The organism is Acinetobacter sp. FDAARGOS_515, assembly GCF_003938865.1.
GTDB lineage: Bacteria > Pseudomonadota > Gammaproteobacteria > Pseudomonadales > Moraxellaceae > Acinetobacter > Acinetobacter ursingii.
Map to the genome: position 1 here is coordinate 2,883,657 of NZ_RKIX01000003.1, position 11,896 is coordinate 2,895,552.

10 protein-coding genes are annotated in these 11,896 nt (G+C 40.2%); 6 read left to right on the forward strand and 4 right to left on the reverse strand.

Annotated elements, in window-relative coordinates:
* Window positions 1-62: 62 nt before the first annotated feature.
* Entirely contained in the window at window positions 63-1,343 is a 1,281-nt protein-coding gene (locus tag EGS47_RS15455) for an MFS transporter (protein WP_004987661.1), read from the reverse strand.
* A gap of 65 nt (window positions 1,344-1,408) precedes the next feature.
* On the reverse strand, window positions 1,409-2,563 hold the full coding sequence (locus EGS47_RS15460) for an acyl-CoA dehydrogenase family protein (RefSeq protein ID WP_004997831.1): 1,155 nt from the start codon (window positions 2,561-2,563) through the stop codon (window positions 1,409-1,411).
* 321 nt (window positions 2,564-2,884) lie between these two features.
* Here EGS47_RS15460 and EGS47_RS15465 point away from each other — a divergent pair, with 321 nt between their 5' ends.
* From EGS47_RS15465 to EGS47_RS15485, 5 genes are all read left to right on the forward strand, one after another.
* Window positions 2,885-3,673, forward strand: coding sequence for an enoyl-CoA hydratase (locus EGS47_RS15465; protein ID WP_005004357.1), 789 nt, complete (start codon window positions 2,885-2,887; stop codon window positions 3,671-3,673).
* Window positions 3,674-3,707: 34 nt separating this feature from the next.
* Window positions 3,708-4,469, forward strand: coding sequence for an SDR family oxidoreductase (locus tag EGS47_RS15470; RefSeq protein ID WP_005004355.1), 762 nt, complete (start codon window positions 3,708-3,710; stop codon window positions 4,467-4,469).
* A 51-nt stretch (window positions 4,470-4,520) separates the two neighbouring features.
* Entirely contained in the window at window positions 4,521-6,038 is a 1,518-nt protein-coding gene (locus EGS47_RS15475; protein WP_005004351.1) for a 3-hydroxyacyl-CoA dehydrogenase, read from the forward strand.
* Between the two features lie 21 nt (window positions 6,039-6,059).
* Window positions 6,060-7,265, forward strand: coding sequence for a 3-oxoadipyl-CoA thiolase (locus EGS47_RS15480; RefSeq protein ID WP_005004349.1), 1,206 nt, complete (start codon window positions 6,060-6,062; stop codon window positions 7,263-7,265).
* Window positions 7,266-7,376: 111 nt separating this feature from the next.
* Entirely contained in the window at window positions 7,377-8,222 is an 846-nt protein-coding gene (locus EGS47_RS15485; RefSeq protein WP_004987652.1) for an IclR family transcriptional regulator, read from the forward strand.
* 65 nt (window positions 8,223-8,287) lie between these two features.
* Here EGS47_RS15485 and EGS47_RS15490 read toward each other — a convergent pair whose 3' ends face one another.
* Window positions 8,288-9,511: a CaiB/BaiF CoA transferase family protein gene (locus EGS47_RS15490; RefSeq protein WP_004987651.1), complete on the reverse strand. Its 1,224-nt coding sequence runs from the start codon at window positions 9,509-9,511 to the stop codon at window positions 8,288-8,290.
* Between the two features lie 209 nt (window positions 9,512-9,720).
* Between EGS47_RS15490 and EGS47_RS15495 the strand changes: the two genes are divergently transcribed.
* The gene (locus EGS47_RS15495) at window positions 9,721-10,902 is read left to right on the forward strand and encodes an MFS transporter (RefSeq protein WP_005004347.1); all 1,182 of its coding nucleotides are present in this window, start codon (window positions 9,721-9,723) and stop codon (window positions 10,900-10,902) included.
* Window positions 10,903-11,030: 128 nt separating this feature from the next.
* Here the strand turns inward: EGS47_RS15495 and EGS47_RS15500 are convergent, their stop codons facing one another.
* Window positions 11,031-11,876, reverse strand: coding sequence for an IclR family transcriptional regulator (locus tag EGS47_RS15500; RefSeq protein ID WP_004987648.1), 846 nt, complete (start codon window positions 11,874-11,876; stop codon window positions 11,031-11,033).
* Window positions 11,877-11,896: the final 20 nt, after the last annotated feature.

The following is an 11,896-nucleotide window of genomic DNA, read 5'->3' on the forward strand; positions in this document are numbered from 1 at the left end:
TTTTAAATATTGAATATTTTTAAATACAGACTGGTGATCCATCACCAGTCTGAATAGCAGCATTAATCCGCTTTTTGTGGATTAAATAGTCTGTCTTTAATGAATAACAGTGGAATCACACCACAAATAAAATATGCAGCGGCCATCACCAACAGCCCCAAACCAATTGAGCCGCTTTGAGATAAATAACCGATAGTTAATGGAGAGAAAATAGAAAGTACTTTACCAACATTGTATGCACCACCTACTGCTGTACCACGAATCGACGTTGGAAAGCTTTCCGTCATATAAGTTGCATTGATGGCATAAGGAATTCCGTAAAGGAAACCAAAGAACAGCATTAACCAAAGAATGTTTGTAGGCGTATTGAGATAAACAATCACTGGGATAAATAAAGCAGTCCCAATGGTTCCAAAAGCAAATACAGCACGACGCCCTAAACGATCTGCAATCATCCCTGCAATGATTTTAGCAAAAATCATAATGATGAATGTGCCCACCATATACATGGCCATTTCTTTGAATTTGATACCAAGTTCAGATTCAAGATATGCTGGCAACCAGTTACTGACACCGTAATAGCCAAACTGCAATGCACCTGTACTCACCACCCACAGCAAAAACATGATGCCGTGTTTCTTTTCTTTAAAGATTTCACGATATGGATTTTCACGCTTAACCGCTTTCATACCGCCTTCGGTTTGAGCTGCACGAAGTTGACGCGATTTTTTCCATGATTCTGGTTCAGGCACCATGAAATACATAAAGAAAGACAAAACAATAGGTGTAATCGCTAACCAATAAAGATAACGCCAGCCATGATCTGGAATAATATGTCCAGCCAATAAAGTCGCAAGTAATGAACCTAATGTATACCCTGTCATTAAGGCAGCAAGAACCGTTGTACGATGTCGGGTCGGTACCATTTCAGACATCAAAACGTTACAGGCAATATATAGTGCGCCCAGACCCATTGAACCAAAAACACGTACTAGCGCAAATTGTTCAAAAGAATGAGTAAAGCCTAAAGCACAGGTTAAAATTGAAGAGTAAGCAATAAAGAATACGATGATACGTACGCGCCCAAAACGGTCACACGCCCATCCCCCGATCAATCCCCCGATTGCAGAACCGAATAAAGTTAAACTACCTAATGTCCCGGCTTGAACCCCAGTAAGATGAAACTCTGTTTTAAGACTGGTCAAACTTAATGCTAAAAATCCTAAGTCAGCACCGTCACAGAGCAAAGCAAGAAAAGCAAATATAAATGCAGTAATCCAAATTTTTTTAGGCGTTTGAATCGCCTGTATTGTATTACTTGATGTAATTGTATCTGTTGTCATGTCTATTTCCTCAGACAAAAAACACATGAGGCATCCAATTGCCTCATGTCATATAAGATCAGAAGTTAAGCAGTCACTTCCTTAATCATATTTTTAGCAATAATGATTTGTTGAACTTGAGTTGTTCCTTCATAAAGACGGAACAAGCGAACGTCACGATAAAAACGTTCAATTGAATATTCGCTGATATAACCCGCGCCACCATGAATCTGTACGCAGCGATCTGCTACACGACCACACATTTCAGTAGCAAACATTTTTGCGCAAGATGCTTCGGTGCTAATGTTTTGACCTTCATCACGACGACGCGCAGCATCTAAAACCATACATTTGGCTGCGTAGATTTCAGCTTTAGAGTCTGCAAGCATGGCTTGAATCAATTGGAAATTTGCAATCGGTTGACCAAATTGTTTACGCTCTACAGCATAACGAAGTGCGTCATCCAGCATACGTTCCGCCACACCAACACTATATGCACCAATGTGTAGACGACCTTTATCCAAAACTTTCATTGCAGTTTTGAAACCTACGCCCTCTACGCCACCGATTAATGCAGAAGCAGGTACACGACAGTTTTCAAAAATCACATCACAAGTATGTGATCCTTTTTGTCCCATTTTTTTATCAATTTTACCGAGCGTAATTCCTGGGGTATTGGCTTCAACCAAAAATGCAGAAATACCACTTGCACCTTTAATTTCAGGATTAGTACGTGCCATCACTGTAAAAGTCGCAGCATGCGGTGCATTGGTAATAAAACGTTTAGTACCATTTAAAACGTAAAAATCGCCATCTTTTACCGCAGTTGTTTTTAAAGATGCCGCATCAGAACCCGCTTCTGGTTCAGTCAGACAGAAAGAACCAATAATTTCGCCGCTTGCATAACGCGGTAAATATTTTTGTTTCTGCTCTTCAGTACCATCAATGATCAGACCACTTGAACCAATGCCGTTATTTGTACCAATTAACGAACGAAATGCAGGAGAAGTATGACCCAATTCAAAGGCAACATTGACTTCCTCTTCCATCGTGATACCTAAACCGCCGTATTCTTCTGGAATGGTCAAACCGAATAAGCCTAGTTCACGCATTTGCTGAACAATATCTTCAGGAATACGGTCATTTTCAGCAACTTCATGTTCTCTTGGAATCAATTCATTTTTGACAAAATCCCGAATCGTCGAGAGTAATTGTTGCAACATTCCTTCATCGCGGATCATGAGTGATCTCCCATTTCATATATTTCGCTATTGATACCAACTATTTATTTTGCAAATTAGTCAGCACACAAAGTTTCACAAAATCTAGTTCTGCATTAAATTAATTTCATACTACGAGAATTAAAACCATTTTTTCAATACTTTTTTAAAAATAAATTTCGTTAAACGAAATTATGTATCAGCTAGGCTTTATTTTTCAGGCATTTACTGATTTATCAAAAAGTTCAATCAATTAATGTCATAAAAAACACTTGAAAATTTTTGTCGATTAAGCATTATATGAGGAATGTAGTTTTGATATGCGAAACAAAGGATGTAAAAATGACAGATATGAACAAGGATAATTTCGTCGAAATCGATTATTCAATTGAAAAAATAGCAATCGTCAAAATCAACCGCCCTGAATCAAAGAATGCATTAAATACAGAAGTGCGCAAACAACTTGCACAGGCATTTACTGAACTTAGTTTTAATGACGATATTCACGCCATTGTCCTTACAGGTGGTGATGAAGTGTTTGCAGCTGGTGCAGATTTAAAAGAGATGGCAACAGCAGGTTCAACTGACATGATGCTACGCCGTACAGAACGTTATTGGAACGCGATTTCTCAATGTCCAAAACCTGTTATTGCAGCAGTGAATGGCTATGCTCTTGGTGGTGGTTGTGAACTTGCCATGCACAGCGACATTATTATTGCAGGTAAAGGTGCCATTTTTGGTCAGCCTGAAATTAAAGTCGGTTTAATGCCAGGTGCTGGTGGTACACAGCGTTTGTTCCGTGCGGTCGGAAAATTCCATGCGATGCGTATGATTATGACAGGTGCCATGGTTCCAGCAGAAGAAGCTTATATTATGGGTTTAGTCTCTCAAGTGACCGAAGATGACCAAACCATTCCTACTGCTATCAAAATGGCGCAAAGTCTTGCCAAAATGCCACCGATCGCATTGCAACAAATTAAAGAAGTTGCGCTGATGAGTGAAGATGTGCCATTAAACGCTGGCTTAACCTTAGAACGTAAATCTTTCCAATTATTATTTTCGACTGAAGACAAAAACGAAGGAATCAATGCTTTTATAGAAAAACGCAAACCTTCTTATCAAGGCAAATAGGTCTTTACAGTCGAATATTGAGGAAATTAAATTGATGGCGCGTAAAGTATTTATTAGTGCTGGTGGTTCCGGGATTGGTCGATGTATCGCAGAAGCCTTTTTGAAACAAGGCGATGACGTTTTTGTGTGTGATATCAATCAACAAAGCTTGCAACAATTCAAACAGGATTATCCTCAACTACAGATTGCGTATTGTGATCTGGGTCAAATGCATGCGATTCAACCCATGTTTGAAACTGCCATGCAAGCGTTAGGCGGATTAGATATTTTAGTAAATAACACAGGAATTTCTGGCCCTACCGTGGCAGCAGATGAACTGAGTTTTGAAGACTGGACACAGGTTTTAAATTTAAACCTGAACAGTACCTTTATGATGACGAAATTGGCGATCCCTTATCTCAAGCAATCCGATTCAGGTGTCATTATCAATCTTTCCTCGATTGCAGGACGCATGGGTTATCCATTTAGACTGGCCTATTCGACTTCAAAATGGGGAATTATTGGTTTTACCAAAACGCTTTCGATGGAACTGGGTGCCTTTGATATTCGTGTCAATGCAGTTCTTCCCGGTGCAGTCGATGGTGAGCGTGTGCAACGTGTATTACAAGCTCGTGCAGATGCCATGAATATTTCTCTTGAAGAAGTGACTCAAAACGCACTTGCCAATCAATCGCTTAAACAATTTGTCAATCCTAAACATATCGCAGATTTATGCGTTTTTCTCGCATCGGATAGTGCGAGTTCCATCTCTGGGCAAATATTACCGATAGATGGCGATAAACAGCGATTAACCTAATTTTTTATATCTTTATTTTTTAAATGATTACAGTATCTTAGGACAGTTATCATGACACAACAGATCAAAACTATTGCCATTATTGGTGTCGGTGTTATGGGTAGTGGTATTGCCCAGATTGCAGCCCAATCAGGTCACACCACTTATTTGTACGATGCCAAAGCTGGTGCAGCACAGCAAGCCAAAGAAAAATTGGCAGCGACCTTTCAAAAGCTGCTTGATAAAAACAAAATCACAGCTGAACAAGCTGATGCAGCCAATGCAAATCTTTTGATTGCCCATGAACTTAGTGATTTAAAAAGCTGTGATTTGATCGTTGAAGCCATTATTGAGCGTTTAGACATTAAACAATCTTTGATGGATCAGCTTGAAGCGATTGTCCCAGAAACCACAATTTTGGCTTCAAACACTTCATCACTTTCAATTACTGCGATTGCAGCGAATTGTCAGCATCCTGAACGTGTGATTGGCTATCACTTCTTCAATCCTGTTCCACTCATGAAAGTGGTTGAAGTGATTCAAGGTTTAAAAACAGATCCAAAACATGTAGAAACGCTGAACCAACTTTCTCGTGTATTTGGTCATCGCCCAGTGGTGGCAAAAGATACTCCAGGATTTATTATTAATCATGCGGGTCGTGCTTATGGCACTGAAGCTTTAAAAATTTTGAATGAAAATGTCACAGACATCAGTGAAATTGATCGTATTTTACGGGACGGTGTGGGTTTCAGAATGGGCCCCTTTGAACTGATGGATTTAACAGGACTTGATGTTTCACATCCTGTGATGGAATCAATCTATCATCAATATTATGAAGAAGCACGTTATCGTCCAAGTCCACTCACCAAACAAATGCTCGAAGCCAAACAATTGGGTCGCAAAGTTGGTCAGGGTTTTTATGACTATCGTACAGGTAGCAAAACAGGTGAAACACCTGCCAAAGTGGTTGAACGTTTAGAACGTTACCCTACTGTATGGATTGCGGCTGATTTTGCAGACGACAAAAAACTGCTTGAAGCCTATCTCACTACACAAAATATTCAACTGGATACAGGAACAATGCCTCAAGCAGATAGCTTATGTTTATTGGCTTGTTATGGTGAAGATACCACACATGCAGCGAAACGTTTCAATGTAAACCCTGCGCATAGTGTCGCGATTGATATGCTGTATGGCATTGAAAAACATCGTACCTTGATGCCTTCACTTGCCACCCAAGCCGATTATGTTCAGGCCGCGCATTCAATATTCAACCTTGATGGTGCATTAGTCAGCATGATTGCTGAAAGCACAGGTTTTGTCGCGCAACGTGTATTGGCGATGGTGATTAATTTAGGTTGTGACATTGCACAACAAAATATTGCAACGGTTGACGACATCAACGCTGCTGTTCGTCTAGGTTTGGGTTATCCGTACGGCCCAATCGAATGGGGTGACGTACTCGGTTCAGATAAAATTTTACTGATCCTAAATCGCATTTCCGAATTAACTTACGATCCGCGTTATCGCCCTAGCCCGTGGTTACAACGCCGTGTCGCACTGAATCTTCCACTTACTTTTACTGCTTAATTTAAAAAGGGAATTTACTCCATGTTAAACGCATATATTTACGATGGTTTACGTACTCCATTTGGTCGCCATGCAGGTGAACTTGCTTCGATTCGTCCAGATGACTTAGCTGGCTTGGTCATTCAGCGTTTGATTGAAAAAACAGGCGTACCGGGTGCCGATATTGAAGATGTCATTTTTGGTGATACCAATCAGGCCGGTGAAGACAGCCGTAACGTGGCACGTCATGCTGCATTATTAGCAGGCTTACCTGTGACTGTGCCGGGTCAAACGGTCAATCGTTTATGTGCCAGTGGTTTAGGTGCAATTATCGATTCTGCGCGCGCGATCACTTGTGGCGAAGGCGATTTATATGTCGCGGGTGGCGTAGAAAGCATGTCTCGCGCTCCTTTTGTCATGGGTAAAGCAGAAAGTGCATATAGCCGCGATGCTAAAATCTATGACACCACTATTGGTTCACGTTTTCCGAATAAAAAGATCGTGGCACAGTATGGCGGTCATTCTATGCCTGAAACAGGTGATAATGTCGCCGTTGAATATGGCATTACTCGTGAACAGGCTGACTTATTTGCTGCTCAATCTCAAGCGAAATACCAAAAAGCAAAAGAAGAAGGCTTTTTTGAAGGTGAAATCACTGCGGTTGAAGTCTCTCAAGGTAAGAAATTGCCGCCAAAACAAGTTAGTGAAGATGAACACCCTCGCCCAAGCTCAACCGTTGAAGCTTTAACTAAGCTTAAACCATTATTTGAAGGTGGTGTGGTCACTGCTGGTAATGCGTCAGGCATTAATGATGGTGCTGCTGCGGTATTGATCGGTTCAGAAGCTGCTGGTCAAAAATATGGTCTTAAGCCAATGGCAAAAATTTTGTCTGCGGCTGCGGCTGGTGTTGAACCACGCATCATGGGTGCAGGTCCGATTGAAGCAATTAAAAAAGCGGTATCTCGTGCAGGCTTAACATTAGATGACCTAGATATTATTGAAATCAATGAAGCATTTGCTTCACAGGTTTTGTCTTGCTTAAAAGGTCTAGGGGTTGACTTTAATGACCCACGTGTCAATCCAAATGGTGGTGCAATCGCCGTTGGTCATCCTTTAGGTGCGTCTGGCGCGCGTTTGGCATTGACTGTTGCACGCGAGTTACAGCGTCGTAATAAAAAATATGCTGTTGTCAGCCTATGTATTGGCGTTGGTCAAGGTTTAGCAATGGTCATTGAGAACGTCGCTTAACCATCAAAACATATCCATTCATCATAACCATGTTTATGATGAATGGATTCATTTTACAATGCAAAATAAAATGCTCTATGATCAGGAGATCCTTTTTAATTTGAGAATTCAATGTCGCAACACGCTGAAAGTAAAAAGAATGATAAAACACTCAATTTTGATGAAATTCGCCTAGATCCTATTTCTCATATTCATCGTGAAAATAACCCTCAATTTATTGCATCTTTGGCACGTGGTTTAGAACTACTACGTTGTTTCTCATTGCAACATCAAGTCTTAGGTAATTTAGAATTAGCCAAAATGACAGGTTTACCTAAGCCGACCATTGCCCGCATTTGTAATACTTTAGTTAGCTTAGGCTATTTGAAACAGATGCCTGATTCTCCTAAATATATGCTCGATATTGGCGTGCTTTCTTTGGGTTATGCTGCATTATCAAATCTAACCATTCGCACTACGGCACATCCTTTTATGGAAGAAATGAGCCTTTATGCGCAAGCACCTGTAGCGTTAGCAGCTCGCGATCGTCTGAATATGCTTTATCTGGATGTCGTTCAAACCAATAGCACCTTACGTCGCCCGATTGGTTCAACATTACCGCTATATAGTAGCTCGATGGGTCGAGCCTGCTTGGTGGCAACACCTGAATACGAACGGAATTTAATTTTAGAGGCCATACAAAAACGAGAACCAGAACAATGGCCACAGATTCAGGAACAGCTTGATCGGGCTTTTGAACAATATGCCAAATATGGTTATTGCCTTTCTTTAGGCGAATGGCAGCAAGGTATTAATTCTGTCGCTGTACCATTAATCAGTTCCAAACACGGTTTATATGTTTTTAACTGTGGTTCACCCTCTTATCTATTAAGTGCAGAAAAAACCATTGAAGAGATTGGCCCGCGTTTGAAATATATGGTGAATAGCATTCAGGATGCCTTAACAGAAAGCTTATAAATCAAATCATCAAAAAAGGAGCAATTGATGATATCAATGCTCCTTCTCGCTTTAATGGTACTGGCTTAGCCTTGCTGAACCACTTTCTTGTCTTTTAAATCTTGTAGCTCTGTTGGCGTTAAAAACCGATCTAAAATAGAGTCTGTATCTTCGCCTAGATATGGCGGAGTTTTAACATACTGTACCGGTGTTTTAGAGAGCTTGATGGGTGAGCCAATCGAGACATAATCGGAACGTAGTGGATGCTGCATATTTACGACCATTTCCCGAAAAACGACCTGTTCTTCTTCTAAAGTCTGCTGCAAATTATTGATCATCCCTACTGGTACTTTTACCGCATGAATACGCTCCACCCAAGCTTGAGCAGGCTGTGTCATAAAATGCTGTTGTAAAATGGCACTGATTTCTTCGCGATGAGTGACACGACCTTTATTCTTTTCAAATTTCGGGTCTTTGCACAGTTCAGGCAAACCAATGCTTTCACATAAAGCCTTAAACTGCTGGTCATTACCGCAGGCAATAATAAATTCGCCCTCTTGGGCTTTAAACACTTGATAAGGCACGATATTAGCATGTGCATTACCAAAACGGCCCGGCACTTTTGCAGAAGTCAAATAATTCATCGCCAAAACCGAAAGTGAAGCGACTTGCGTATCGAGTAGTGCCATATCGATGTGCTGCCCTTCACCTGTGGTCACACGTGATAACAGTGCCGCTTGAATCGCAATCGCAGCGTATAAACCTGTAGTGAGGTCAGCAAATGCCAAACCTGCTTTTTGTGGCCCGCCACCGGGCAAATCATCACGCTCACCTGTGACACTCATCATGCCACCCATGCCTTGAATGATAAAATCGTAGCCGGGTTCTGCTGCACGTGGGCCTTTTTGTCCAAAACCAGTAATTGAGCAATACACGAGTTTTGGATTAATCTGACTTAAGCTTTCATAGTCAAGCCCGTATTTTTTAAGAGAACCTGCTTTATAGTTTTCAATTAAAACGTCACTTTCTAGCACCATTTTTTTAATCAGGGCTTGACCTTCGGCAGTTGCCATATCAATGGCAACTGAATGCTTACCACGATTTGTAGACAAATAATAAGCCGATTCACCCGTGTCCTGACCGTTATCATTTTTAAGAAATGGAGGCCCCCAGATGCGTGTATCATCACCCTGAAATGGTTTTTCAATCTTGATGACCTCTGCACCCAAGTCTGCCAAAATCTGGCTACACCAAGGTCCAGCTAGGATTCGACTTAAGTCCAGAACCCTAAATCCTGTTAAGGCACTCATATTCTTCCTCATTATTGTTGATTAAATTTAACTATTCCCAAGATCGAGTAAATTGAATATGTCTTACTCGATTTTTTATAATAAATTAAAATATCGCATTGCAAAATATAATTCTATTATTATTGTAAAAAAATTGTTTTTTCATTAAGCTTGATGAATCCCTCTATGTGTAATCAAAAATTGCACTAAAAAAATTCAAGTGAACCTGCATGAAATCGTCGAGTATCTATACACCAACCGTTATTTTGATGGCAGTTGCGGCTGGTATTTGCTCAGGAAGTAATTATTTTAGTCAGCCCCTAATCCATTCAATGGCAGTGGCATTACATCTTTCAGAAACAACCGTTGCATGGGTACCTACACTCGCGCAAATCGCTTATGCCAGTGGACTGCTTTTGTTAATGCCTCTAGGAGATATCCTTGAGAAAAGGCGACTATTATTTATCTTAATGCTGCTCGCCTCTTTGGGCTTATTGATCAGTGGATTTTCTAGCCATATTGGCTGGATCATGTTTGGTACATTAATTACAGGCTTATTTTCGGTTTCTGCACAACTTTTATTACCATTGGCTGCAAGTTTAGTCCCCATTCAGCACAGTGGTCGAGTCGTTGGTTTTCTGATTAGCGGCTTAATGATTGGTATTTTATTGGCACGTTCCTTATCAGGACTAATGTCAACATTGTTTGCATGGAATATTATCTATCAGATTAGTGGCTTTTTATTACTCATCATAGCAGTTGTCTTATATAATAAAATCGGCTCTTTTCCTGCTACGCAGTCCGAAAGTTATTTTAAAACCATTCGTTCCATTCCTGTTATTTTTAAACAAAATCAACGTTTACGTCGTCGAACCTACATTGGTTTTTTAACCTTTGCAGGAATCAGCATGACCTTTACCACGATGTCGCTTTTACTTGCTCCTGCACCTTATTATTTTAGTGACTTTACCATTGGTTTATTTGGTTTTGTGGGAATTATTGGGACATTTATTGCCAACTTTTCAGGTAAATATATCGATCAGGGTTATATTCATAAGATTTCAATTAGCTGTGGTATTGGTCTGATTTTAAGTTGGTTGTTATTTACTTTATTGCCGTTTTCTTTTGTTTATTATGTGATTGCGACAATTTTAATTTATTCATGTCTTTCAGCAGTTCATGTTACCAATCAAAGCATCGTGTTTAAGCTTAATCAACAACTCAGATCAAGATTCAATGCAATTTATATGACTGGCTATTTTACAGGTGGCGCAGTTGGCACAACCGCTGGAAGCTATGCATGGCGGCATTTTGGTTGGAATGGAGTATGTATATTAGGCATTATTTTTGCTATTTTAGCACTTTATTGTTGTCTTCGAGATGCAAAACTTTCCCCAATTATGGATAAATAAAAACCAGTAATATTTTGAGTATTACTGGTTAAATATCTGATTTTTTTTCATCATCATTTAAACCTTCTTTATTTTCTCCCAAAAGAGAAATAAAAAGGAATGATTTAAGAAATCTATAAAAAATAAAATTAACCAATTTCAGTTTTTATATTATTGACCATGTGTAATAAACGCGGTGCGATATCTTCTTCTAGCTTTTCACGTTTCATAATAAAGCTTGGACCACCACAGTTAAAGACTAAAAGACCATGTTGCTCATGCAATAAAGGCACCGCGACCGAATTCACATCTTTATGCCAATCACCCATAGAAAAGCAATAGCCAAAATCCTGATAGTCTTTAAATGCTTTATCCAGATCACGGTTGATCTTGATCCAGTCTTCCTTGTGTTTAAGGCGAATTGCATTGAGTAAAAAGTCACGTTCATCTTCAGGCATTGCGGCTAGACAGGCACGACCCATCGAACTTAAGTGAATGGGCAAATAGGTTCCAACCTGACGACGCATGGTGACATTGCCTTTGCCCTGCACTACATCCAGATAAATCATATTCAGACGATCACGCGTCGACATGGCCACCGCAGCGCCCGCATAATCAGCCAACTCTTTCATATAAGGCTGAGCAATAGATCTTACCGAGACATTGGCAAGCATCGAATAACCAAAAGCCAAAACACCTACAGATAATTGAAATTTAGTTGAATTTGGTACTTGGCGAATATAACCCAAACGCGACAATGTATGGGTCAAACGCGTAATCGTTGGTTTGGGTAGCCCCGTCATTTGTGATAATTCTTGATTACCCAAATGTGGCTGTTTGGCTGAAAAGCAACGTAAAAGCTCTAAACCACGTGCAAGTGCAGTAATAAACTGACGATCGTCCTCTTCTTGCATGTCTTCAATAGGATGAAGTAATTCATGGCGTAGCGGAACCAGTAGTTTTTCCGTTTGTTCGGTTTCGTTTAAATCAGTCATGGTATTAGAGCGCACTCAAA

Coding starts and splice junctions, on each gene's coding strand:
- EGS47_RS15465 (WP_005004357.1), top strand. CDS start 2,885: ATGACAGATATGAACAAGGATAATTTCGTCGAAATCGATTATTCAATT.
- EGS47_RS15480 (WP_005004349.1), top strand. CDS start 6,060: ATGTTAAACGCATATATTTACGATGGTTTACGTACTCCATTTGGTCGC.
- EGS47_RS15455 (WP_004987661.1), bottom strand. CDS start 1,343: ATGACAACAGATACAATTACATCAAGTAATACAATACAGGCGATTCAA.
- EGS47_RS15495 (WP_005004347.1), top strand. CDS start 9,721: ATGAAATCGTCGAGTATCTATACACCAACCGTTATTTTGATGGCAGTT.
- EGS47_RS15470 (WP_005004355.1), top strand. CDS start 3,708: ATGGCGCGTAAAGTATTTATTAGTGCTGGTGGTTCCGGGATTGGTCGA.
- EGS47_RS15500 (WP_004987648.1), bottom strand. CDS start 11,876: ATGACTGATTTAAACGAAACCGAACAAACGGAAAAACTACTGGTTCCG.
- EGS47_RS15485 (WP_004987652.1), top strand. CDS start 7,377: ATGTCGCAACACGCTGAAAGTAAAAAGAATGATAAAACACTCAATTTT.
- EGS47_RS15475 (WP_005004351.1), top strand. CDS start 4,521: ATGACACAACAGATCAAAACTATTGCCATTATTGGTGTCGGTGTTATG.
- EGS47_RS15460 (WP_004997831.1), bottom strand. CDS start 2,563: ATGATCCGCGATGAAGGAATGTTGCAACAATTACTCTCGACGATTCGG.
- EGS47_RS15490 (WP_004987651.1), bottom strand. CDS start 9,511: ATGAGTGCCTTAACAGGATTTAGGGTTCTGGACTTAAGTCGAATCCTA.